General features: G+C 34.7%; 22 protein-coding genes and 1 pseudogene. 14 read left to right on the plus strand and 9 right to left on the minus strand.

The window, feature by feature from the left end:
* Window positions 1-10 precede the first annotated feature (10 nt).
* The 4 genes from FFX44_RS00275 to FFX44_RS00290 are packed head-to-tail and all read right to left on the minus strand — an operon-like array spanning window position 11 to window position 4,676.
* Entirely contained in the window at window positions 11-1,453 is a 1,443-nt protein-coding gene (locus tag FFX44_RS00275) for an FGGY family carbohydrate kinase (RefSeq protein WP_289976752.1), read from the minus strand.
* Window positions 1,454-1,464: 11 nt separating this feature from the next.
* The gene (locus tag FFX44_RS00280) at window positions 1,465-2,406 is read right to left on the minus strand and encodes a transketolase C-terminal domain-containing protein (protein ID WP_289976755.1); all 942 of its coding nucleotides are present in this window, start codon (window positions 2,404-2,406) and stop codon (window positions 1,465-1,467) included.
* On the minus strand, window positions 2,399-3,229 hold the full coding sequence (locus FFX44_RS00285) for a transketolase (protein ID WP_289976756.1): 831 nt from the start codon (window positions 3,227-3,229) through the stop codon (window positions 2,399-2,401). The genes FFX44_RS00280 and FFX44_RS00285 overlap by 8 nt, the downstream gene beginning before the upstream one ends.
* 13 nt (window positions 3,230-3,242) lie before the next feature.
* Complete coding sequence (locus tag FFX44_RS00290; RefSeq protein ID WP_289976757.1) at window positions 3,243-4,676, minus strand: L-fucose/L-arabinose isomerase family protein; 1,434 nt, start codon at window positions 4,674-4,676, stop codon at window positions 3,243-3,245.
* A gap of 135 nt (window positions 4,677-4,811) precedes the next feature.
* On the opposite strand from FFX44_RS00290, the gene FFX44_RS00295 reads away from it, so the two are divergent.
* The 4 genes from FFX44_RS00295 (at window position 4,812) to FFX44_RS00310 (ending at window position 10,175) form a co-directional block, all read left to right on the plus strand.
* Window positions 4,812-5,816, plus strand: coding sequence for a LacI family DNA-binding transcriptional regulator (locus FFX44_RS00295; protein ID WP_289976760.1), 1,005 nt, complete (start codon window positions 4,812-4,814; stop codon window positions 5,814-5,816).
* Window positions 5,817-6,028: 212 nt separating this feature from the next.
* Entirely contained in the window at window positions 6,029-7,306 is a 1,278-nt protein-coding gene (locus FFX44_RS00300; RefSeq protein WP_289976764.1) for a DUF4038 domain-containing protein, read from the plus strand.
* A gap of 2 nt (window positions 7,307-7,308) precedes the next feature.
* Window positions 7,309-9,210 carry a beta-glucoside-specific PTS transporter subunit IIABC gene (locus tag FFX44_RS00305; protein WP_289976767.1) on the plus strand — a complete coding sequence of 634 codons (1,902 nt, stop codon included), beginning with the start codon at window positions 7,309-7,311 and terminating at the stop codon, window positions 9,208-9,210.
* A gap of 32 nt (window positions 9,211-9,242) precedes the next feature.
* On the plus strand, window positions 9,243-10,175 hold the full coding sequence (locus tag FFX44_RS00310; RefSeq protein WP_289976769.1) for an alpha/beta hydrolase: 933 nt from the start codon (window positions 9,243-9,245) through the stop codon (window positions 10,173-10,175).
* A gap of 105 nt (window positions 10,176-10,280) precedes the next feature.
* Here FFX44_RS00310 and gap read toward each other — a convergent pair whose 3' ends face one another.
* Window positions 10,281-11,282, minus strand: a complete 1,002-nt coding sequence (gene gap / locus FFX44_RS00315) for a type I glyceraldehyde-3-phosphate dehydrogenase (RefSeq protein WP_289976771.1) — start codon at window positions 11,280-11,282, stop codon at window positions 10,281-10,283.
* Window positions 11,283-11,408: 126 nt separating this feature from the next.
* Here gap and FFX44_RS00320 point away from each other — a divergent pair, with 126 nt between their 5' ends.
* Window positions 11,409-12,269 (plus strand): AraC family transcriptional regulator, encoded by an 861-nt coding sequence (locus FFX44_RS00320; protein WP_289976772.1) that lies wholly within the window; start codon window positions 11,409-11,411, stop codon window positions 12,267-12,269.
* 544 nt (window positions 12,270-12,813) lie between these two features.
* Here the strand turns inward: FFX44_RS00320 and FFX44_RS00325 are convergent.
* Both FFX44_RS00325 and FFX44_RS00335 read right to left on the minus strand, forming a co-directional pair.
* Window positions 12,814-13,560 carry a helix-turn-helix transcriptional regulator gene (locus FFX44_RS00325; protein WP_354669242.1) on the minus strand — a complete coding sequence of 249 codons (747 nt, stop codon included), beginning with the start codon at window positions 13,558-13,560 and terminating at the stop codon, window positions 12,814-12,816.
* Between the two features lie 177 nt (window positions 13,561-13,737).
* Window positions 13,738-14,094, minus strand: a pseudogene (locus FFX44_RS00335) (RNA-guided endonuclease TnpB family protein); the annotation flags it as partial.
* Between the two features lie 177 nt (window positions 14,095-14,271).
* Between FFX44_RS00335 and FFX44_RS00340 the strand changes: the two are divergent.
* Window positions 14,272-15,465 carry an MFS transporter gene (locus tag FFX44_RS00340; RefSeq protein ID WP_289976773.1) on the plus strand — a complete coding sequence of 398 codons (1,194 nt, stop codon included), beginning with the start codon at window positions 14,272-14,274 and terminating at the stop codon, window positions 15,463-15,465.
* A 10-nt stretch (window positions 15,466-15,475) separates the two neighbouring features.
* On the opposite strand, the gene FFX44_RS00345 is transcribed toward FFX44_RS00340, so the two are convergent.
* Window positions 15,476-16,129 carry a DUF6198 family protein gene (locus tag FFX44_RS00345; RefSeq protein ID WP_289977693.1) on the minus strand — a complete coding sequence of 218 codons (654 nt, stop codon included), beginning with the start codon at window positions 16,127-16,129 and terminating at the stop codon, window positions 15,476-15,478.
* A gap of 128 nt (window positions 16,130-16,257) precedes the next feature.
* Between FFX44_RS00345 and FFX44_RS00350 the strand changes: the two genes are divergently transcribed.
* On the plus strand, window positions 16,258-16,635 hold the full coding sequence (locus tag FFX44_RS00350; protein ID WP_289976775.1) for a MerR family transcriptional regulator: 378 nt from the start codon (window positions 16,258-16,260) through the stop codon (window positions 16,633-16,635).
* A gap of 97 nt (window positions 16,636-16,732) precedes the next feature.
* Here FFX44_RS00350 and FFX44_RS00355 read toward each other — a convergent pair whose 3' ends face one another.
* A complete protein-coding gene (locus FFX44_RS00355) occupies window positions 16,733-17,869 on the minus strand; it encodes an MFS transporter (protein WP_289976776.1) in 1,137 nt (378 codons plus the stop codon).
* 105 nt (window positions 17,870-17,974) lie between these two features.
* On the opposite strand from FFX44_RS00355, the gene FFX44_RS00360 reads away from it, so the two are divergent.
* From FFX44_RS00360 to FFX44_RS00390, 7 genes are all read left to right on the plus strand, one after another.
* Window positions 17,975-18,313, plus strand: coding sequence for a helix-turn-helix domain-containing protein (locus FFX44_RS00360; RefSeq protein ID WP_289976779.1), 339 nt, complete (start codon window positions 17,975-17,977; stop codon window positions 18,311-18,313).
* A gap of 423 nt (window positions 18,314-18,736) precedes the next feature.
* Window positions 18,737-19,507 carry a DeoR/GlpR family DNA-binding transcription regulator gene (locus tag FFX44_RS00365; RefSeq protein WP_289976782.1) on the plus strand — a complete coding sequence of 257 codons (771 nt, stop codon included), beginning with the start codon at window positions 18,737-18,739 and terminating at the stop codon, window positions 19,505-19,507.
* Window positions 19,508-19,509: 2 nt separating this feature from the next.
* Window positions 19,510-20,310 carry a Cof-type HAD-IIB family hydrolase gene (locus FFX44_RS00370; protein WP_289976783.1) on the plus strand — a complete coding sequence of 267 codons (801 nt, stop codon included), beginning with the start codon at window positions 19,510-19,512 and terminating at the stop codon, window positions 20,308-20,310.
* 285 nt (window positions 20,311-20,595) lie between these two features.
* Window positions 20,596-22,866 carry a 5-methyltetrahydropteroyltriglutamate--homocysteine S-methyltransferase gene (metE, locus tag FFX44_RS00375; RefSeq protein ID WP_289976785.1) on the plus strand — a complete coding sequence of 757 codons (2,271 nt, stop codon included), beginning with the start codon at window positions 20,596-20,598 and terminating at the stop codon, window positions 22,864-22,866.
* Window positions 22,847-23,704 carry a methylenetetrahydrofolate reductase [NAD(P)H] gene (gene metF, locus FFX44_RS00380; protein WP_289976787.1) on the plus strand — a complete coding sequence of 286 codons (858 nt, stop codon included), beginning with the start codon at window positions 22,847-22,849 and terminating at the stop codon, window positions 23,702-23,704. The genes metE and metF overlap by 20 nt, the downstream gene beginning before the upstream one ends.
* Before the next feature lie 87 nt (window positions 23,705-23,791).
* Entirely contained in the window at window positions 23,792-23,965 is a 174-nt protein-coding gene (locus tag FFX44_RS00385) for a hypothetical protein (RefSeq protein WP_289976789.1), read from the plus strand.
* Complete coding sequence (locus FFX44_RS00390; protein ID WP_289977696.1) at window positions 23,965-24,687, plus strand: substrate-binding domain-containing protein; 723 nt, start codon at window positions 23,965-23,967, stop codon at window positions 24,685-24,687. The genes FFX44_RS00385 and FFX44_RS00390 overlap by 1 nt, the downstream gene beginning before the upstream one ends.
* Window positions 24,688-25,136: the final 449 nt, after the last annotated feature.

The raw sequence follows: 25,136 nt of genomic DNA on the forward strand, positions 1-25,136 counted from the left end.
AAATACCTCCTTATTTTATTAGCTGCTTAATATTAGATGTCCATAACTTAACTTGTTTAGTTGCATCTTGTTGGTGGATATTAGCTGTATATATTTTTTCGGGTGGAAAAGTTAATCCATGATTATTTTTACCGCTCATTGCTGCACCAACTCCGCTTAACTCTTGGATAGAGGAGATTAAAACTGATTGTTGTGAAATATTAGCTAACTGTTGCATTAAGTAACGGTTTGCAATCATTCCACCATCCACATGAACGGTGGAGCTAATTTTTGCAGATGCTTGGTACATTAAATTCATAACATCATTAATTTGGTAAATAACTGCATTCAAAGCTGCACGCACAATTTCATTTCGTCCAGTCAACTGAGACATTCCAACTAATGCAGCTTTGAGTTGTGGATAATTGTATGGAGCAGCCATTCCACTGAATGCTGGAATTAGAAATGTAGTATCATTGGGATTGGCAGCTTCTGCCATAGCGTTGGTTTCTGACGGATCATTGATTATGTTTAAGTTATTTTTAAGCCATGTAATTAATGAGCCGGAATAGTTAACGTTTCCTTCCAACGCATAAGTTGTTTTTTTATTTTTTCGCCAAGCAATTGAAGTATTTAAACCATCAATATGAATTTGTTTCTCACCAGTATTCATCATAATTGAAGAGCCTGTACCAAAAGTAATTTTAATTTGACCAGCCTGCAAACAATTTTCTGCGAACAATGCTGCTTGAGAATCACCCAATATACTTATAATTGGGATTGGTGTAGATAGTTCACCAAAAAGGGTGGTTTCACCAAAAATACTATCTGAATCAACAATTTGTGGCAAATTATTGATATTAATTCCAAATAAAGTACATAATTCTGGATCCCAATTACCAGTGTCCAAGTTCATCAACAAGGTTCGGCAGGCATTACTCGGTTCTGTTTTATAAATGCCACCGCTTAAAATATACAGTAACCAGCTATCAATAGTTCCAAAACACAGATTATCAGCAGTAAGTGCATCGCGAACAGCAGGTTCATAAAGTTGCATCCATTCAAATTTAGCAGCGGTAAAATAGGGTGAGAGTGGTAATCCGGTTTTTTGCTTAATTAGGTGAGCATGTTCTTTTAATATAATAGATTCAGTGAGCGAAACAGCTCGATTATCCTGCCAAACGACAGCTAATGCCAAAGGTTCTGCTGTTGTTTTATCCCATGCAGCAGCAGTTTCACGTTGATTACTGATTGCCACTGCCACGATCTTATCAGTCGTATGGCTTAAAGCAGTATGAATCAGTGTTTTGAGATTATTTTTAATTTCGATTAAATCGTGACTGATCCAGCCGTGAGGACTAATAATTTGTCGGTGTCCTTTAGTAACCTTATATGCAATTGTACCATCTGGATTTATGAGCAATACTTTTGTTCCTTGGGTACTCTGGTCAATTGCCAATGTTAATTCAGTCATTTTTTCACCACCTATTTTAGCCATCCAGCAATTTTCTGATTCAAAGTAGCAGCATCCATACCATAGTATTTGAAAACTTCTGGCTGAGGACCAGCAATTATAGGCTCATCAGGAAAAGCGACAATTTGAATTTTTGTATCACCACGTACTGCTAAGGCTTCAGCAACTGCTGATCCTAGGCCGCCATATTTGCTGTGTTCTTCAAGAGTAACAATTAACTCTGTTTGATCAGCTAAAAGATTTAGTAAATTAGTATCAAGAGGTTTGATACTAACTAAGTCGACCACTTTGATATTTATTCCTTGGCTTTTTAATAATATGGCAGTTTCGACTGCGATATGCAAAGTTTCTCCAGAACTGATTAATGCTGCATCTGTACCAAAATTAATAACAATATTCGCTTGACCTGGTTTAACAAATGCACTTGCAGAATCTTGATAAATGTTAGGGAGGGCAATTTTACCAATTCTGACATAGGCAGGGCGGTTTGAAACTGCAAGATATTGAATTAAACCACTTGCTTGATATTGATCAGCAGGAGTATACACTTCTAAATTTGGAATTGCACGAGTAATTGCAAGATCCTGCAACGAGTGATGGCTTGCTCCTAAATCACTGTAAGAGTTCCCCCCAGAAATACCAATTAATTTAACATTATTATTAGAATAAGCAACATCAATTTTAACCTGTTCAATACTACGCATTGTTAAAAATGCTGCTGGAGCAAAAACAAAAGGACGTTTACCAGAATGAGCCAATCCCCCAGAAATGGTAACTGAATTTTGTTCTGCAATCCCTACCTCTACTAATTGTTTCTGATGTTCTTCAATATAAGGAGATAGTGAAGCAGAACCACGTGAGTCGCTAGTTACTGCCAGAATATTTTGATCTTTTTCTGCTTCCTTTGTTAATTGGGCAACTATTGCGTCACCAATTTTCATCTGTTCACTCATTTTTCAAACCTCCTATTATGGTTTGTAATTCTTGAACACCTTGTTGATATTGTTCATCAGTGGGAACCTTATGATGCCATTCGGGTTTATTTTCAGCAAAACTTATCCCATAGCCTTTAATTGTATCTGCTAGTATCAAACGTGGTTTGCCGGCAACATTGGGGATTTTAAGTGTCTTTACCAGCTCACTTATATCATTGCCATTAATTTCGATAACATCAAACCCAAATGCTTCGTATTTTGCAGCAAGTGATTCTGAATTCATTACCTTGGTTGTTGGACCTGAAATCTGTAATCCGTTATGATCAATAATTGCAGTAAGATTATCAAGATGATAGTTGCTGGCAAACATAGCTGCTTCCCAAACAGAACCTTCAGCTTGTTCTCCATCTCCCATTAACGTATAAACATGGTAATCACTTTGATCGAGTTTAGCAGCTAAAGCAATACCCGCAGATAAACCTAGGCCATGGCCGAGAGAACCAGTATTTTGTTCAATACCATTGATATGATTAGTTGGATGTCCAATATATGGTGAATTAAATTGTGAATATGTTGCAAGTTCTTTTTTTGAAAAATATCCACGATCAGCAAGTACATTATAAAGAATTTCAACTGCGTGACCTTTTGATTGAATGTAACGATCACGTGTAGGATCGGCGAAAGTTGCCGGTGTTTGCTTAAGTACCGAATAATAAAGAGCCACTAAAATATCCGTACATGATAAGTCCGAGCCAGTATGTCCCGTTCCTGCTTTAAAAATCATTTTCCAAGTAGCTAAACGCATTTGAGCGGCTTTAAGTTCTAATGTTTTTGTATCCAAGATAATGACCTCCTTAAAGTTCTTTTACAATACTGTTAATATCGCCACGCAAGTAAGCTTGAATGTCTTCTTCAATCGGATCGTAAAAATCTGGTGTGATATCTAAATATTTACATGCTTCATATAAGACTGGGACTACATCTGCTCTTACTGCTGCAATATGATGGATATACGGCCCGTAAACTAGTTTAGTTTCAAAACGATTTAAATTAGCAAATTTTAACCATAGATAAGTTCCTTGTTCATAGGGACCTGCACAGGTTTGAGCATTTCCAAGAAGCAGAGAATATTGTCCATTGTCACCATCAAAACGACATAAAGTATAGTTTCCATCTTTAGCCTCGAATGCTACAGAACCAGGGTAATCAAATACAAAATGCGATTTGGGAAGAACGGGTTGATTTTTTGCCGTTGAAAATGGGAAAACACCTAAATGTTGGAGCAACTCTCCATTTTTTTCTTCCGGATGTCTGCAATTAACATCAGCAAAAATAGCTTTCTCATCACCTAATGTAGCAGCTTCAATCAATAATTCAGAAATTACTCCATGAATATCAGTCTCACAAGTAACAGGAGTTCCCTCATCTTGCAAAAGTGATTCAGAAGCATAGGGTAAGATACCTATTTCATCTTGTAATGCTGTCCAACACTGGATTGCTCCTGCATTACAGCCGTATTTATGCATTTTATTGGTTAGTGCGACTTTTAAAGTAGCAACCATTCTCAGATTTTCTGTAGTAATCTCGATTTTAGCTAGGGATTGCAATTTTTCAATGACATTGGTAATTGTAGGATCATTCGTAGCCTGCAAGTGTTTGATTTCTTGGACAAGCTCTGTTAATGGAATCGGTGATAGAGAAATATTGAATTTTTCAAGTAATTCACCTTCATTTATCATTGTTGACCAAAAGTCAAACGGACGTGGTCCAATTTGTAAAATTCTCGTATTTTTAAAAGTTTTAACAATGTTGCAGACCTTTATGAAATCACAAATTCCTTGTTTAAATTCAGGATCTTCAAGATCGACATTAACTAAATAAGTAAAAGGAACTTGAAAACGACGTAGAACTTTACCAATTGCAAATAAACCGCATTGTGTATCACGCAACCGTGAACCATCTGCAGTAGGTGCTTCATCTTTGGGACCCCATAATAGTACTGGAATATCAAATTCTTTTGCTAAGCGAGCGCATTCATATTCTGTACCAAAATTTTCATTCGCTAAAAATAGCCCATCAATTTCAGCGTTTTTAAATTTTTTGGCTATTTTGTGCATTCCATCATCATCATAGAGTAACCCATCAGCGTTAATATCATTAATATCGACATAGTTAATCTCTAATTCGTTGAGCTTATTACGAGTTAAGTTCGCAAACTTGATTGCTGCATCTGCAGAGAAAATATTGCGACGAGTTGGGGCGAAGCCAAGAGTTATTTTTTTTGACATATTAAATCACCTTTCTAAACTAAAATTCTTTATTTACAAAAACTAGTTTATTAGTTTATAAGAAAAAAAGCAACTAATTTGCAAAATCTCTCTTAATTTAGTATTATTCTAGTTGAACTAAAAAGGAGGAGAACCATGACACTTAAAATGAGTGATATTGCTAAAATTGCGAATGTGTCTAAGTCAGCTGTATCGCTTGCGATTAATGGTAAGGACGGTATCAGTGAAGAAACACGACAAAAAATTTTAAGAATTATTTCGGAACAAGGATACACTCCCTTACGTAAAAGCCATAAGGATATCTCTCAAGGAATTGGAGAGGTTACTTTCCTTGTAGTAACCAGTAGCGGTGTAGTTCAAGATGATTATCGCAGCCTTCCGTTTTTTAACAGTCTGATTTCAGCATTGTCTTTAGATACAAGTCGTTTGAATGGAACACTGAAAACAGTGACAATTTCAGCTGATAATTTGGCCAATAGGCTGAACGATACGGTTTTCTCAAGTGGTGTTTTAGTATTGGGAACAGATCTGACTAAAAAACAACTATTGCTAATTAAACAGCATGTGCCAAAGGCGGTTTTCTTGGATACTTATTTTGAAGATATTGTTGCGGATTTTGTAACAATGGATAACTATCAGGGTGCGCAACTTGCCGGAAATTATATAATAGAAAAAGGATATCAAAACATTGGGTACTTTGCTTCTGAAAACTTGATGTCAAATTTTAATGAACGTCGTAGAGGGTTTCGTGAAGTTTTAGGTAACGCGGGTATCAAAGTAGCAAATGATCATTTCTACTTTATTTCTCCAACCAATCTTGACCCAAAAGGATTAGATTTGAGGAAACTTGGAAGTCCTTTACCAGATGCTATTTTTTGTGAGGATGACTATATTGCAATTAGATTAATCAAAGCAGCTCAAAAAGAAGGAATCCGTGTGCCAGAAGATCTTGCTGTAATGGGTTTCGATGATATTTTCGAAGGAACACTTATCTCACCTGAATTGTCGACAATCCATGTACCAATTGATCAAATTGCTCGTCAAGCTTTGACACAACTTCAAGGACAGTTGGGCACTGATAAATGGAATCCGCAAAAGACTTTAGTTGCAACAACATTGATGAAGCGGGAATCAGTATAATTAAAATTAACAGTAATTTATTTGAGCAGGTTTTGCATTACAAAATCCTGTTTTTTTATTTTAGTCTTAATTTAGAAAATTAAGGTTGACTATACTAAAATGACATGCTAATCTATGGATGGTAAATGAAACTAAAATATCATATATGATTATCTGTTGCTTTACTAGTTTAGTTTTTAAATGATAAATTAATTAAATAAGGAGGTGGCAACGTGCTCTCAATTAAACAGGATCAATTCTATGAGAATGACAAACCTTTTTTTTACTTGGCTGATACATGTTGGAGTGCGTTTACAAATATTACATTAGATGAATGGCAGTATTATCTTGATTACCGCGCGAATCAAGGATTTAATGTAATACAAATTAATATTTTGAGTCAATGGGATGCGAGTGCAGCACCATTTGAATTACTACCATTCCCAATCACTCATAATAAGAATCGATATTCTTTCGATTACAGCAGGCTTAATCCAGAATATTTTGACCGTGCTGAAAAAATGCTGCAAATGGTACGCGAACACAACATGGTCCCGGCATTAGTCTTACTTTGGTCTAATTATGTTCCAGGAACATGGGCAAATGATATAGCAATTAATAATCATTTTGTGTATGGAGAGCTCGAAAATTATGTTAGTTTTGTAACTGAAAAATTCAAAAGATTTAATCCGGTTTATTTTGTAAGCGGTGACACTGATTTCTCAACAGCAAAAACTATCAGTTACTATGAAAAAGTACTTCAAGTTGCTAAACGACATGATCCAGATGCATTATATTCATTTCATATAAAAGGTCGCTTAGCAGAGATACCAGAGCAATTTTTAAGCGGAATTGACTTTTTTAGCTATCAATCGGGGCATAATCTTACAGGTCAAAAAACTGCCTATACAATTCCGCTTGAATTAAGAAAGAAAGGTTTTACTCGACCAATTATTAATACTGAACCATGTTATGAACAAATCAGTTACAGTCGCAATATTTATGGACGCTATAGTGCACGTGATGTTCGTCAAGCTTCATGGAGTTCGGTATTGTCTGGTGCAGGAGCTGGAATAACATATGGAGCACATGGTATTTGGAGTTGGCATCGTTCGGGATATAAATTTGGAATTGTAGAAGGTGAAGGTTTCGACATTCCATTTGACTGGCGTGATGCACTTCATTTTGATGGCGCAAATGATATTACTTATTTGAAAACAATTATTTCATCTTTATTTACAAATGGCATTGACCCAGTGGATATTTCTTTAAAGGGCGAAATGAGTATCCGTGTAGGAGTAGATATCAAAAAGAAGCGCTATATAATTTATTTGCCAACAAATACGGTCATTGATGTCGCGAAACTTGGTTTGAAAAAGGAGAACAGTCATGCACAAGTATTTTATCTTGATGAAAAAACCGTTCATCCACTTGAATATTCAGATAAAACTATATTGCGGATGAGTCATGCAGAGGCAGACTCGGTAATAGTATTGGATAAGGAGGAATAACCATGAAAGATCAAGAACTTGCTAACCAGATTTTGGATAAGGTCGGTGGCAAAGAAAACATAAATAGTTTAATTCATTGTGTAACACGGTTAAGATTTAAATTGAAAGATGAAAGTGTTGCTAAAACCGAAATGATTAAAAATCTTCCTGGGGTAATTTCAGTTGTTAAGGGCGGTGGACAATATCAAGTAGTTATTGGGGATAAGGTTGACGACATTTATGATTTAATTATTCCTGCTTTAAAAAATAGTGAAAATCAAAATAATTCAGAAAATCAAGAAGATAATATTTGGAACAAAGCAATTAATTTAATTTCTTCGTTATTTTTACCAGTCCTTGGTCCTTTGGCTGGTGCGGGTGTCTTCAAAGGACTACTCAATTTATTTACAGTCGTGGGTTGGCTCTCTGAAAAATCTGGTACCTATATGATATTATATGCTGCAGCGGACTCTATGTTTTATTTCTTACCAATCATATTGGCGGTGACGGCAAGTAAGGTATTCAAAACAAGTGAATACTTAAGTATTATTGTTGGAGGCGCTTTAGTATATCCAACGTTAATTTCTGCGTATAGTGCACAGCAAACAATTACCTTCCTCGAAATACCCGTAAGATTGATGAATTATAGTTCAACAATGTTACCAATTGTATGTGCAATATATTTATTAGCATATATCGAAAAAATACTCAAAAAATGGTTACCCAAAGCGCTCCAAATGGTCTTTGTACCGTTACTATGTTTAGCCATTGTTGTACCTTTGACATTCCTAATAGTTGGACCAATTATGACCTATGTCAGTCAGTTTTTAGCCGATATTATTCTCTGGTTGTATAACGTTGCTCCAATTGCTGGTGGTGCAGTCCTTGCTGGTATTTGGCAACTTGCTGTAATGGTGGGATTACACTGGGCATTTATTCCAATTGCTTTGAATAATATTGCAACCCAAGGCCATGATCCTATTTTAGGGATTACTTTTTGTACTGTATTTGGTCAAGTTGGTGCTGCACTAGCAATGGGAATTAAAGCCAAGAAAAAAACATTTAAAGAACTTTCCTTTTCGGGCGTGCTCTCTGGATTTTTGGGAGTAACTGAACCAATTATTTATGGAATTACAGTTCCACACAAAAAATCCTTTGTGATGGCGTCAATTGCCTCTGCATTTGGTGGTGCTATTGCAGGATTTTCCGGAACTCAGGCTTTGACAGCTGCTGGAGCAGGAATCTTTGGTTTACCAGGTTTTATTAGTAAAGGCGGTTTGGGACTACCATTTATCGGTGCAATTTTATCGGCAATTGTAGCCTTTCTTCTGGCACTTGTGTTAACTTATTTATTTGTACCATCAGTAAAAGACGACAAAAGTGATGAAACAGTAATTATTAATGAAAAGGAAACTTTTCTGTCAAATGAATCTCTAGTTTCACCTATTACCGGTGAATTAATAGAACTTGAAACTGTGAATGATGATGTGTTTTCTAAAAAAATGATGGGTAACGGTTTTGCAATTGTACCTGATAAAGGTAAGGTACATGCACCGTTTAATGGCACCGTGATAATGGTAGCAGATGCAAAACATTCACTTGGACTTCGTTCTGATACTGGAGTGGAACTTTTAATTCATTTGGGAATAGATACAGTTGAATTAAATGGCAAGAATTTTACTGTTAAGGTAGAAAAGGGGCAGAAAATTAAAAAAGGTGATCTGCTTGAAGAATTTGATCTAGATGCGATTAACAAGGCTGGTTACGATCCAACTTCTATGATTATTGTGACTAATAGTGGCAGTTACAACTTTGATTATTTATCAAACAAAAAAGAAATTATAGATGATAGGCCAATAGTCAAATTAACACCTAAAAATGAAGCAAAGACTAATGATTTGTCTGTTGGAGTGAAAGACTATTAATTTATATTGGATTGTAGTATGAGGAGGTTATTATGAAACATTTTAAGCTTAATATTGGGAAAAATGGAGGCTATGCTGAATTCTATCTTCAGGAGCAAGATTTTGAAATTGATCCTGCGCGTAAATTTCCTACTATAGTAATCTGTCCAGGGGGAGTGTTCATGTGGACATCATCACGCGAAGGTGAACCAATTGCTCAACGTTTTCTTGCAGAAGGATTTCATTGTGTTATTGTACATTATGCAACTGAAGGAATTAAAGCATATCAAACTGATAGAGTTGAAAAGTTACCGCAAAGTCCTGTTTCAAAGTTTCCCAATCCAGTAGTAGAGGTTGCTCAAGTACTTGTATATCTGCGGGAAAATAGTGACCAATTTGCAGTTGCAAAAGATCAAATTACTGTAATGGGTTTTTCCGCTGGAGGTACAGTGGCAGCATGGCTAGGAGTCTTTTGGAATACCAAATGGCTAGCTGAAAAGGTTCAGAAAAAAAATGACTTCTTTAAACCAAATTCATTAATGCTTGGCTATCCTGCGCTAGATGTATCCTTGAAATCAGATCGAAAATTTCACACCTCACAACCACAAAAAAGTCCAAAAGGTGTTATTATCGCAGCATATGCCGCTACTGGGGAAATTCATCCGGAGCAAGCTGAACTAGACCGTATGAACCCAAGAAAATATGTTTCAAAAGATATGCCACCGACTTTTATCTGGCATACACAAGAAGATCCACTAGTTCCTGTTTATAATTCTCTTTGGTTTGCAGAAGCGTTAGAAAAACAAAAAATTCCAGTTGAACTACATGTTTTTTCAAAAGGAAAACATGGCTTAGCATTAGGAGATTATCGTACTGGAATTAAGCAGAATCAGACAAGCGCTCAAATTTACAAATGGGTGGATCTTTTTTTGGAATGGCTTTACCCTTATAAAACAATTCGCGGTAGTTTCTACAGGGGTCTGTAACGTTTAAATAATTTTTCAAATTAATACATTAATTAAGAAGACTAGAACATCGCTCATATGTTCTAGTCTTTTTGCATTACTATTAGTAGTTACAATATCTTAATTTTATAATTGTGTAAAATATTTTAAAGTTCTAACTAATTGAGAAGTGTATGACATCTCATTATCGTACCAAGCAACAGTTTTTACTAACTGTTTACCATTAACTTCCATTATTTTTGTTTGTGTCTCATCAAATAAAGAACCATAAGTCATCCCAATAATATCTGTGGATACTATTGGATCTGTATTGTACCCGAAAGATTCATTAGCAGCTAATTTCATCACATGATTAAGCTCTGCTAGGGATGTATTTTTTTCAAGAACTGTATATAACTCTGTGAGTGAACCTGCTTTAACTGGAACTCTTTGAGAAACACCATCAAGTTTCCCACTTAATTCTGGGATTACTTGTCCAATTGCTTTTGCAGCTCCAGTTGAAGTTGGAACAATGTTTTCAGCTGCTGCTCTTGCGCGACGATAGTCACCCTTGCGATGAGGGCCGTCAAGAGTCATTTGATCTCCAGTATAGGCATGAATAGTAGTCATTAAACCTTCTATAATATCGAAATTCTTATTCAAAACCTGAGCCATAGGTGCTAGAGAATTCGTCGTACAAGATGCACCAGAAATAATCTTTTCATTCCCAGTTAGTGTTTTATGATTAGTGTTAAAAACAATGGTTGGCACATCATTTCCTGCAAATGCCGAAATTAAAACTTTTTTTGCACCAGCTTCCAAATGCGCTTTTGCTTTTTCCTTAGAAGTAAAGAAACCTGTGCATTCAAGGACAATGTCAACTCCTAACTTCTTCCATGGTAATTTTGAAGGATCTGGATTTGAAAAGACCTCAACAGGGTGCTCATTAACAAATATTTTACGATCTTTTGCATAAACAGTACCATTAAATTTTCCTTGGGTCGTATCAAATTTCAATAGATTCGCTAACATTTTTACATCAGTTAAATCGTTTATTGCTAGAACTTCGATGCCTTTAACTTCCTGTATTCTTCGAAAAGCTAACCTGCCAATTCTTCCAAAACCATTTATTGCGACTGTAACTGTCATATTAATTACCTCCATATTATTTTTAAATACAGTAACTGACTACACCAAAAGTATAGCTTATAAAATTATGTGATATAATGTGTTATATGAAGATAATAACTATACTATTTGTAGGAGAAATTAGAAATGCCACAACAAGATCATTTTAAAGACAGAATTGTTAATATTGATTTTATCGCTGATAGTCAGTTGGAAGAAATTCCGTATAAAAATAGTTATACTCTTACATTACTTACTTCAGGTTTTTTCAGTGGAATATTGAATGGGATTTCTGTAAACATTAAAACACCATGTCTTTTATGTTTTACAGATCAGGATCAACTGATTATAACCAAACAACAACACGTGGTTGCTCCAACTATAAAATTCGATGCGGCCTTTTTATGTACGCTTAGAACTTCTGAAAATAAATATCTATCATCAAAAAGCCCAAGTATTAAAGTTGGAATGAAACTTTTTGAAAGAAACAATTATTTAGAAAGAACTGGTTCCTATCAACTTAATAATCGAATTTATCCGAAAATTATTGAAAAATTTTTTGTTGCTGGAAGTGAGATTGCAGTTCAAAGTGATGAATTTTGGGTTTGTCGTATAAAAAAATATTTAATAGAATTGCTGTCAATGGTAGATGAATTAGAAAAATCAAGCAAGAATACACCATTTAATAGGGCAGTAAATTATATTCATCTGAATTATGCAAATAAAATAACATTGGATGATTTGATGGCACATTCCTTTTTGAATCGAGAGTCATTAAATCGAAAATTCCGAGAAAAATATGGTTGTACGGCAATGAAATATCTGCTCTTATATAGGATAAAAATGTCTAAGGAGTTATTAACACATACCGGTCTTAGTTTGAACGAGATAGCATGTTCCACAGGTTTTTCTTATGATACATACTTTATAAGGCAATTTAAAAAAATTGTACAAAAAAAACCAACTGACTATAGAAACGCTACTAGAAAAATAGCATTATATCAATAAAATTTGGTTGAGTAGGGTGAAGGTATGATAGACGTCTATAGAAATTGTAACTATAGTATTTTTATTCAAATTAATGCTTACAAAGAATGAGATTAAGGAGATAACATGAAAAAAATAATTTGGTCAACAGTCTTGTTTTTAACGGGTGTAATGCTTATTTTAGAAATTTACTTATTTTTAAAGGCTATATTTACTCAAACATTAGATAGTAATATGTTTATAAATGGTGTATGCATTTTAACAGCTTTTCTATTTTTCACTTCTATATACAAGTTATTTTTAAAAAAGGCACACTAATTTGTTTATTTTTTCATCTTTTGAATATTGAGAAAATAGTAACATGTAGAATTGTAAAGTCTTTTAGAATTGACACATCGCTAAGGCTAATAATTACGATAATTAAAAGATATAATCGTAGCAACTTGTTTTTATGCTTATCTAGATATAAAAAATCACTCCAAAATAACGGGTATCCACAAGGATTGGAAACAACTGGTGGCCTGTGTTATAAAAGGAGTGACTTTTTTATTTTTTCATGATAATTCTATAGTGAACTTAGCAAATTCTTTATTTTATCTTCCGTATCCGTGTTAGGTGCAGGGGCGTTAATGAATAGTTTAAGATTCATGTTGTCTGCCACAAAAAAACTGGTATGTTCAAATATTAGTTTTCCCGCTTTAGGATGATTAAAAGTTTTGTAGTTTCCTTCCTCATGTTCAACATTATGCATTGACCACCATTTGGTAAAATCAGGACTTTTTCTTTTTAACTTCTCTACAAATTCAATTACCCAAGGATCTTCGATATATTTACTGCATTCTGCTCGAAAGCGGGCAACTAGTCCTTGAGCCTGCTTATCCCATTCAGTAAATCTTTTTTTGTACTCGGAGTTTGTAAACATTAACCACACACAATTTCTGTCTTCAGCCTTAATCGTATCAAAGTCGATCAAAACGATTCTTGCAGCATTATTCCAAGCGACAAGATTCCAGCGAGTATCAAGAATTAGTGCAGGAGAGTGTGCTAAGCTATCCAACATTCTTTGCAGCATAGGACTGACAGTCTGTTGTTGTGCGGGAATGTCCATGGGAGCAACTTGATGGGCAAGAGTGTACAAATGACGGGTTTCTTCTGCATTCAACATTAGCACACGGCGCAAACTTTCTAAAACCTGTGCTGAAACTTGTATTTCCCGTCCTTGTTCTAACCATGTGTACCATGTAATGCCAATCCCTGCGAGAGATGCAACTTCTTCACGCCTTAAACCAGGTGTCCTCCGGTGAGAACCCACGGGGAGACCAACTTGTGCAGGAGAAATTTTAGCTCTGCGTGTTTTTAGAAAGTCACTAAGTTCTTGATATCTAGATGTGACTTACGTCGGCACTAAAGTACCGAGCTTCTAGGAACAAGCATAACTTATCTCATACATTTCAGTATTCGACAGCGGTTTACTCTATTTTACTAAGGTTTAGCCCAAACCAAGTTTTAATATATTTTTACTTGCATTTACATCTCTATTTAGCTGTGTATGGCATTGCGGACAAGTCCAAGCACGAATATCTAGTTCATGTTTACCACCATCATACCCACAATTAAAGCAAATTTGACTAGTCTTGTATGGATTAACCACACTAAGGACTTTGCCATACCATTTGCACTTATATTCCAACATTAGTCTAAGCATTCTCCAAGATTGATTAGCGATTGCTCTAGCTAGTTTGTGATTCTTAATCATATTATTAGTTTTTAAGTCTTCAATCACTAGAGTGTCATATTTTCTAACTAGCTCAGTTGTAATCTTATGAAGATAATCTTTCCTTTTATGCTTAAAAGCATAAGTTTTCTTAGTTACCGACCCTATAAAAATAACAGGGGTAATACAAAACATAAGCAGGTAGTATTTATACTACTATAAATGCCTATCTAGTAGAGACATGTAACTCGGAATATACTATGAATAGTACTTATGTAAAGTATAATTCAGAGATGAGGTTAAAAAGTAATGGAAATAAAGAACAAAAAAAACAACAGTAATTCGACAGTTTTAAATAAGCATTTATTTTTAATTATGACAATTTCAGGTGCATTAATAGTGGCAAATATATATTATATTCAACCTTTATTGGCTCAGATTGCGCAATACTATCATGTATCAAAGGGTTATTCAAGTTTACTAGCTACTCTAACACAGGTTGGCTATGCTTTAGGATTGCTAATGATTTTACCGTTAGCAGATATTATAGAAAAGCGAAAATTAATTCTTACGATGCTGCTAGGTGCTACCTTCTTTCTATTATTACTATTTTTTTCACCGACTATATTAATTGCACTTATCGCATCTTTTGGAATTGGTTTTTGTTCTGTAGTACCGCAACTTCTAATACCTCTTGCCGTACAACTGAGTAAGCCAAACGAAAGAGGTAAGATAATTGGTAGCTTGATTGGAGGATTATTGATTGGAATCCTACTTTCGCGTGTAGTCAGTGGCTTTGTTGGTAAATACACGGTATGGAAAAACATGTATTTTATTGCAGCTTGTTTAATGTTTCTTCTTTGGATTGGGCTTCGCTTTTCACTTCCAAAAAATTATGGAGATTCAAGCGTAAAATACAGTGCATCATTAACGTCAATGGTATCTTTAATCAAACGCTTTTCGGTTTTAAGAACATCTGCTATTGTTGGAGCCATGAGTTTCTTAGCATTTAGTTCATTTTGGACCGCACTCACATTTTTACTTCAGGGTCAGCACTATCACTTGGGAAGTGATGCGACTGGATTATTTGGTTTGGTCGGTATAGTGGGTGCTCTTTTTTCTAAAACTGCAGGCAAACTTTCGGATAGGAAAGGAACAAGGTTTACAATTGGGCTCAATATCCTTATCACTATAGCGGCTTATATCGTATTTAGTCTTTGGGGATTTCAACTATGGGGACTTATTCTTGGCGTTATTTTATTAGACTTGGGTGTACAATCTAACAACGTCAGTAATCAAGCTCGGATCCATCAGCTGGGTGATCAAGTTCGCAATCGGGTAACATCCGTTTACATGGTATCTTATTTTTTAGGTGGCGCTCTAGGTTCATGGTTAGGTGCATTTAGTTTTCAATATTTCGGTTGGTTAGGTGTTTGTGTAGTCGGTCTAGTTAGCCAAATTATCGCAGGATGTGTACATCTGAGAAAATGCAAACCTATTTAGTTAGCAGCTTTTAGTCAATATCTTCGCTCAGCGACTTCCTTTTGTTTATTAAAAGATGTTCCCATAGATTTACCAATGGACCAACCAGCAGTACAGCTAGAATTGTCCCGATTCCAATTGCAGTAATGTGATTAATAAAGATTAAACTCAATCCAACTGAAATGATAATCATCGTTAAATCAAACCCAAATTTAGTTTTTCCAAATGAATATTTCAATTTCTTACAGAATACATTAACGATGCCATCTGGTGGGTTCAAAATGAAGTTGGCTTTAATCATCATAAAAACTCCCAGTGAAGTGAAGATAATCGCTAGCAGGGTAACTAGAATTTGTTCCCACAAAGCTTGCAAAATAATTTTTTCAATTCCGATTCTTAGGCCATAGAAATCAACAATCCAACCAAATACGAATGCCACAAATAATTGAGAAACTATCTGCCATTCAATTCTCCATTGCAGACAAAGCTCAGTTAAGACAAAAATAATAAAAGTTAGTGTAGTGGCTTGACCTAAAGTAAACGGTAAAAACAGCGATAGAACTTGTGGCACGGATACTAAGGCACTAACACCTAATTTACCACAAGTAAAAAGAACTGTTCCCAATGCTAAGATATTCAGTCCGCCTATATATATAAATACGCGTAAATAGTTAAAGTGTTTCATAGTATTCAATCTGTATCTTCCCTTCTTATTGTTGGCACGCTACAATATAAATTGAGTTATCCTAGGGCCAAAAAATATTGTGAATTTATCATACCGCTTAGAGTGCGCTATAATGCAAGGAGATTTTTATGAATTATTCAATCAACGAAACTAGTCAATTAACTGGACTCAGTAAATACACATTGCGTTACTATGAAAAAGAAAAGGTAATTCCAGAAGTTAAGCGTGATTCAAGGGGATATCGCGTCTATACTGAACAAGATATTGAATGGTTGACTTTTTTGTTGAATATTAGGCAAACTGGGATGCCCATCAGTAAAATCAAACAATTCTCACAGATGAGATTCAAGACTGAAACAATTCCTGCTCGTCGACAGATGCTTTTAGAACACAAAGAAAGTATTATAAAGCAAGAGGAAAGACTCAAAAAGTCAATGGTAGCAATTGATGCCAAAATAAAGAGATATGAACATTATGTACAATTGCAAGCAGAACAAAATCCCTAGGACAAAGGAGCGTACCTCAATTTCGAGGGAGCACTACAGATTTTCAGTTTTGCCAAAAAGTAGATAAACAATGCAGAAAATGCTTTCATATAATAAATCATAAATTTTTCTTTTTTAAAAAAATAACTAAAATAATAGAAATTAACACCCCGATATTTCCTATCCATGCCAGAGAAAGCATTGGAAAAAATGAAATTATAGTACCACCTAAAACGGATCCCACAGCCATAGATATTTGGCTAACAGATTGATTTAATCCAAGTATCATACTTGATTGTGACGGAACTAGTGATGCTAAGTTGGACAATTGCGCAGGTTGTACACTCCACACAGCAGCCGACCAAAAAAAGAGGAAAATAAAAATGCATAATGTGGAATTTGTAAAGATGGTCAGGAATGAGAGCGCAACAATATCACAAATCATACTCACCAGTAAGGTATTTATTACTCCATATTTGTCGGCACAGTATCCGCCTATTTTTGATCCAACTAAACAGGCAATGCCAAATGCAAAAAGAGCTGATACCACCAAATTACTGTGAAGCTTTAATCCCTGTGTTAAAAAGGGAGATATATACACATATACTAAGGCATACCCACTAAGCCAAAAAAGGGTGATCAATAATCCGATTATTACTTTGGGATTTTTAAACAACTTGAGCTGTTCTTTTATGGATGTGTTTTGATCATTTTCAACCTTGGGTATAAAAAAATATATTATAAAAATTGCAATTATACTTAATAGTGAGATATCTAAAAAAACGCTCTGCCATCCAAATGAAGTTGACAACAACCGACCTATGGGAATTCCAATAATTAGAGCAATTGTAAAACCAATCGTAACTATTGCTATTGAACTTGCTTTTTTGCCGAATGGTGCAATTTGACTAGCAATGCTTAGAATTATGACAACAGATATTCCTGCTCCCAACGCAACGATTATTCTAGAAATTGTAAATAAGACAACACTTGAAGCAAAATAGGAAAGAATATTTCCAAGTATGAAAATTGCAAATGAACACATGATTATTTTCTTTCTATCAATTTTAGCTGTTAAAGATACAATTATTGGTGTAACAATCGCATATACTAAGGCGTAAACTGTCGTAAATTGGCCAGCAGAGGCAACTGATATCCTCATTGAAACAGCTATTTGATCTAAAAACCCTGATGTAACAAATTGCGAGGAACCTATAAGGAAACTAATTAGTGCTAGAATATATATTCTCCACATACAAAAATCAACCTTTCTTGTTCTTACTACAATTATGATATACACTGGCAACAAGAAAAGTAAGTATGCACTTTAAAGTAGTATACTATCGAAAAGGAGAGTATTATGAAAAAATGGTCCAAAGATGAGGGAAATTGTTCTATCTCTTATACACTATCTGTTGCTGGTGGACGTTGGAAGTGGTTAATTCTATATAAATTATTTAGTAAAGGTGTCCTTCGTTATGGAGAATTAAAGAAAGAACTGCCTTCTATTACACATAAAATGTTAAGTCAAATCCTTAAAGAATTGCATTCCGACAAATTAATTGAACGAAAATCATATGATCAGGTTCCACCTAAGGTTGAGTACAGGCTTAATGAAAAGGGTAAAAGTTTAATTCCTATTTTAAAAATGATGGCTGATTGGGGAAAGAAAAATAATCCTAAAAACCACGAGAAGTAATGTGACTTAAGTCGGCAATAAAGTACCAATATAAGTCACTTACGAGAAAGATAAGGTGATATGATGGTTCAAAAATCAATGACGACTATCAGAAAATCACCAAATAAAATTAAATTTAACAATATTCTCCTTATGCTTGTTCCACTAAATGAGAGAGATAACTGTGCTGAGATTAAAAGCTGCTAAGATTTGAGCGGCTTTTTTGTTTCTTTCAGTTCAACAAGTTCTTGTTTATAGCTAGAAAAGGGACTGTGCTGCTGCTTAGCTAAGTTTAAATTAACCACGCAGGATAAACAATGTTACATGACAAATCTTTGTTTCAATCATCAAATACTTATAGACACTTAAAAGTCATTTTTTTGTTGTTTGAAAAGGACTTTTTACTTAATAAAAATGATAAAATTCTTTTGAGGTGAAAATAATATGAATCAAGCAAGCAGGCTTTTAATAATAAAACAGATGCTAAATGAAAAAGATGAATTGACCACAAAAGATTTAGCGGAATATTTTAAAATTTCATTTGATACTGTGCGCAGAGATGTTTTGAGATTGGCCTCAACTGGTCAAGCTGTTCGTTTTCATGGGGGAATAATGAATAATAATCTGAATGGTGTGCCTGGATATCGTACACGCTCACATGTTCAATCCTCAATCAAGTCAAGTATGGCAGCTATTGCTGAGCAGATGGTAATACCTAAAAGACTATATTTTATTGGAGCATCAACAACTCTTGTGTTATTGTGCCAACTTCTAAATAAGAAGAACATAACAGTAATTACAAATTCTATAGATAATGCACTGAATTTATCTCAAAACACACTTCCTCGAGTTGAGTTACTTGGTGGCCAATTAGATAAGGGCAATCGTTATACTCACTCACTAGAAACTTTGACACAATTAGATTCTTTCACATTCGATACTATCTTTGTCGGCACATCAAGAGTATGTGAAGAGGGTGTTTATGTAGTTGATAAAGATGATGCGGTTATTTTAAAAAAAGCCATTATGCGATCCAAAAAAGTTATTGTCATTGCTGAACAGTATAAGTTTAACTCAGAACAATCATCACCTTACAAGTTGGCTGACTGTTCTCAAATTGATGTACTTATTACAGATAATAAATTGTCCGAAGCATATAAAAAATGGTTTAAAAAAACTATTGAAGTAAAATATATCAAAACTAAGGAGGAATAATAATGATTAAGCATATTTTTCTTGACATGGATAATACTTTGTTAAATTCTCAAGGAAGAATCAGTTACTCAACTATTAATTTCTTAAGGGAAACAAGAATTCCGGTTACGTTGGTTTCTGCTAGAGCACCAATGGAAATGGATTTCGCTATTAAAAACTTAGCTTTAAGAAATGCCCAGGTATCATTTAACGGAGGTCTAATTTTTGAAAAGAAACAAAGTGAAAAGGAGAAAATTTTTTCATTACCTCTTGAGTATGCTGATGCTTATAAAATGCTAAATCTAATTACTATTAATTATCCAGAGATATCAATTAGCTGGTATACAAGAAATGCATGGTATACCTCACAAATTGATAGAGGAACCCGTTATGAATCTAACCTGACTGGATTTCAACCTGAATTACTAAAAAGTATCAGTAAGGAAAATTTAAGAAACAATTCAATTTATAAGATAATGATTATTTGTTTTGATAATGAAAAATTGAAAAAGATTGCGAAAGTAATTAGTGAATTATCTTTGAATATATGTGCCAAATTTTCTGGACAAAGTTACTTGGAGATAACTAGTTCTAATGCAACTAAAAATAATGCAATCGCATATATTCAATCCAGTAAGAATTTAAAAAAAGAGGAGTTAGCGGCCTTTGGCGATGGTCAAAATGATATTGAAATGTTCAAGGCGGTTGGAACCCCAATTGCAATGGAGAATGCATCAATCGACGTAAAAAAGTGTGCGAAATTCGTTACACTATCAAATGATGAAGATGGAGTAATGTACGGAATTAAAAAGTATATTCTATAAGAAAGTACTAATTTGATAATTATTGACACAAATAAAGTGCAGTTAGAGTCTAGAAAAGGGTTGCTTATGTCTCATTTGATTAAATAATCTTGTTCAGTATCTTAGCTTATAATTTAAAATACGTAAAGTTTAAGGATTAATTAAAAGTTTCATTATATGGATTATCATTTTTTCTATCTTCGTTATAGGTAATGCCTATATATAATGATTAAAAAAAACAATTATTAAAAAAATTTTTTTCATGTTAGAGTAGGAAACAATAAATACATGAAGGAGTCTTCTTAGATGACAACAACAATTATTGGTTTCCCTCGAATCGGAGCTCAACGTGAACTGAAATTTGCAACTGAGAAATATTTTCGTAAACAAATAACTGCAACAGAATTAACACAAATTGGTAAGGATTTGCGCAAGCGTCATTGGCTAGAATTGCAGAATGCAGGGATTGATCAAATTCCCAGTAATGATTTTTCCTTTTATGATAATCTATTAGATACTGCTTTTTTGTTTAATGCACTTCCAGCAGCAATCGCAAATGCGCCATTGTCAGACTTTGACAAATACTTTGCGTTAGCTCGTGGATATCAGGGGTCTGCAGGTGATTTCAAAGCATGGCCAATGAAAAAATGGTTTAATACCAATTATCATTATCTTGTCCCACAGTTAACCAACAATACTGCCTTTCGCTATCATGGTGGGAAAATCAGAGATGAATTTCTTGAAGCAAAGGAGCTTGGAATAACAACTCGGCCTACTATTATTGGGCCATTCACACTTTTGCAGCTTTCTGAACTTGATGATACTGTAGCAGCCGAAGATTTTACTCAAGATCTATTAACTGCTTACGGCGATTTGTTCAGCGATCTAGCTGCAAACGGTGCCGAATGGATCCAGATTGATGAACCATCTCTTGTTTATGATTTAACAGATGGTCAAATTCAATGGGTTTGCGACTTCTATCAGCAGCTGCTTTCTAAGAAGGGTGTAGCCAAAATATTACTTCAGACTTATTTTGGTGATATTCGTGATATTTATCATCAAGTGCTAAACCTTGACTTTGATGGAATTGGTCTTGATTTCATTGAAGGTAAAGAAAGCAAAAAACTTGTTGAGTCAGGCTTTCCAGCAGATAAAGTTTTGTTTGCAGGAGTCGTCAATGGAAAGAATATTTGGCGTAATAATTATCAGCAGACTTTAAATTTATTGCAAGAGCTACCAGTTGAAAAACTTGTTTTGTCAACTTCTTGTTCACTGTTACATGTTCCTTATACAGTTGCAACTGAACAGTTCAAGCCAGATATTAAGAAACATTTTGCTTTTGCAAACGAAAAGTTAACTGAATTAAATGAACTTAATTTATTACAGCAAAATAAACAGTTGGATCTGTTACAAAAAAATCAGCAATTATTTGCAACTCCTAGAGTTGAAGAAAACTTAGAACTCCACCACCAGATTGAGAAATTAACTGAAACAGATTTTGTCCGTAAACCTGATTTTGAGGAGCGGAAGAAACAACAAGAAAACGCTCTGAATTTACCACTCTTACCAACAACGACAATTGGTTCTTTTCCACAGACTAAACCAGTTAAACATGCGCGTGTTGCACTGCGTAAAGGTGAAATTACCCAAGACGAGTATGATGAATTTATCAAGCAACATATTCAGGAATGGATTAAATGGCAAGAAGATGTTGGCTTTGATGTTCTTGTTCATGGTGAGTTTGAACGCAATGATATGGTTGAATATTTTGGGCAGCATCTATCCGGTTATCTTTTTACAAAAAATGGTTGGGTCCAATCCTATGGAACAAGAGCTGTCAAGCCGCCGATTATTTGGGGAGATGTTAGCCGTAAAGAGCCGATTACAGTTAAGTGGTCTGCCTATGCGCAGAGCCTTACTGATAAACCTGTCAAGGGGATGTTGACTGGTCCAGTAACGATTTTGAATTGGTCATTTCCACGCGAAGATATTTCCTTAGAAGAATCAACGCTGCAGATTGCTTTGGCAATTCAAGCTGAAGTTTTAGATCTGGAAAAGCATGGAATTACCATAATTCAGATTGATGAAGCCGCATTACGTGAGAAACTTCCCTTACGTAAGAGTGACTGGAATAGCGAGTATCTCAATTGGGCTATTCCTGCCTTTCGTTTGGTTCATAGCAAAGTTCAGGCAACAACTCAAATTCATACACATATGTGCTACAGTGAATTTGGTGATATCATTCATGCGATTGATCAAATGGATGCAGATGTCATTTCGTTTGAAGCATCTCGTTCTAATCTAGAGATTTTGCAGCAACTACAAGATCAACATTTTAAAACACTTGTTGGTCCAGGAGTGTATGATATTCATTCGCCTAGAGTACCCGCAAAAACTGAAATTATTAATGAATTGCATCAAATTTTGGCAAAGGTTCCCCAACAGAATATTTGGGTAAATCCTGATTGCGGGTTAAAGACTCGTGGTGAAAGTGAAACAAAAGCTAGCTTGGTGAATTTAACTGAGGCAACACGGCAGGTTCGAAGGGAGTTAGGATATGGACAAAGTATTGACTAAGCCACATCTGTCTTTCGAGGTATTCCCACCGTCAGCCAGTGTTCCAAACGAAAAAATCTATCAAACTGTACAATCTCTTGGTGATTTGCAGCCAGAATTCATCAGTGTTACTTGCAACAATAAAAAATTAAATTTTAATGATTCAACTTTGAAGATTGCTTCATATGTTGAAAATGAGCTCCAATTACCAGGAGTCGTCCATTTAACTGCACGTTATTTTGACAAAAATCAAATTGATTATATTCTTGCAGAATTAAAAAGGCTTGGAATCAACAATATTTTGGCTTTGCGTGGTGATTTGGTACCAGGCAAAGAACCTAAGAATGACTTCAAATATGCAAGTGACTTAATTGAGTACATTAAACAAAAAGATAGTAATTTCAAGATTTTTGGAGCCTGTTACCCTGAAGGTCATCCAGAATCTCCTGATAAAGTGACCGATATTAGGAGGCTGCAAACAAAAGTAGCTGCTGGTTGTGATTGTCTAATAACACAGATGTTCTTTTCCAATGAAACTTTTTACCAATTTCAAGAAGACTGTGCATTAGCTAATATTAATGTTCCGATACTTGCTGGTATTATGCCAATTGTTAATCGTTCGCAAGCGCTTCATGTAATTCAAAGTAGCGCTAGTTATTTACCAAAGAAATTCGTGACAATGCTTGATAGATACAAAACTAATCCAGCTGCACTTAAAGCTGCCGGGCTTGCTTATGCAATTAACCAGATTGTTGATTTGGTAACACAGAATGTAGATGGTATACATCTGTATACAATGAATCATCCTGATGTTGCACGTCATATTTATCAGGAAACGCAAACATTATTTGCAATGTAATGCAATAATTTGTAAACTCGGAGTAGAGGATAAATATGATCATCCCGAACCTATAGATAATGAGCATTCAAAACTAAAGGAGAAAAATTGATAATTGAGACAGAGCGACTAGACTTGATACCACTGACGGTGGCACAGTATCGTCATTGGATAAATAATGTTTCCCTCTTAGAAAAAGAATTAAAATGTAGCTATCAAGCTGAGCCTCTTGAAGGTGTATTCTTAAATATTTTGAGAAAACAGGTGGATTTATTACGGTAATTTGTGACACTTCTGTAGATAAAAAAAGGGAGGGGCAATATTTAAAAAAATTAAAAGCACAACAGGTAGATGGATTGATTGTGATTTCTGGTAGCCAGACTTTTGAAAGTAATCAAATTTCTGAATTTAGGCACATTGTTTGTATTGACAGAGAACCAGCGAATATTCAAAATTATTGTTACGTTGGATCGGATCATTATAGTGGTGCTAAGATTGCCACTCAAGCATTGATTGATAAAGGAACTTTCCCTAGTCTTTTTATGTATGAGTCTGACTCATCTCCTATAAAAGAAAGAATCAAGGGATTTGAGGATACATTGACTGATAATTTTCTCAAAAAAGATGACCTTTCCGTGATCGCTTTTAAACAGACTCTTGATATTGATAAAATAAGATTCAAAATTAGAAAATATTTAAGATATTTAATCGAAAGAAGGCAGGAGCCGTTTGGAATCTTTGCTACGAGTGATGCTTTGGCTGCAGATATTTTATTAGCTGCTAAAAGTATTAATTTAAATGTTCCTGATGATGTTAAAATCGTAGGATTTGATGATGCACCAATTGCAAAGTATTGCTCACCAGAACTTACAACTATCAGCCAAGACATTCAGTCTATTTCAGAAAAAACTGTTGAAATTTTGATTAATAGTATTCAGGATGAACCCATGCAAGAAAAATATAAAAAAGTTGGAGTGAAGCTTATAACAAGAGGGACTTTGTAACATAAACAAGCTTATCTCCAAAAATCAGAAATTCGAATAAATTTTAAACTCCTAAGGCTTTTTCCGATAATCAAGCGGATAAGCCTTTTGATTTGAACAAAATTTTCTCATGGTATAAGCAATTTGAATAATTTGTACGGTACCAGGTTATTTAATAGTTTCAAATAAATCAGAGGTCAATTCGTAGCAAGAGCATTGCTGCAAACAGACTATAATATCCGTAGTCAAACTATTCCAATGATAATTTATGATGCTGATTTATCAGTAAAATACCAATTACAATACAAGCTAAAATATCAGATGAATAATATGAACTCCACAAACCAAAAATTCCATAGTTCAATGGCAAAAGTAGTGCTAGGGGAACCTGTAATAAAATTTGACGTAAGATTATCAAGAAAGTTAACTTTTTATAGTCTTTGAAATATATTGAACTGAATCATAAAAAA

This window comes from Lactobacillus sp. UCMA15818, from assembly GCF_030400225.1.
Lineage (GTDB): Bacteria > Bacillota > Bacilli > Lactobacillales > Lactobacillaceae > Liquorilactobacillus.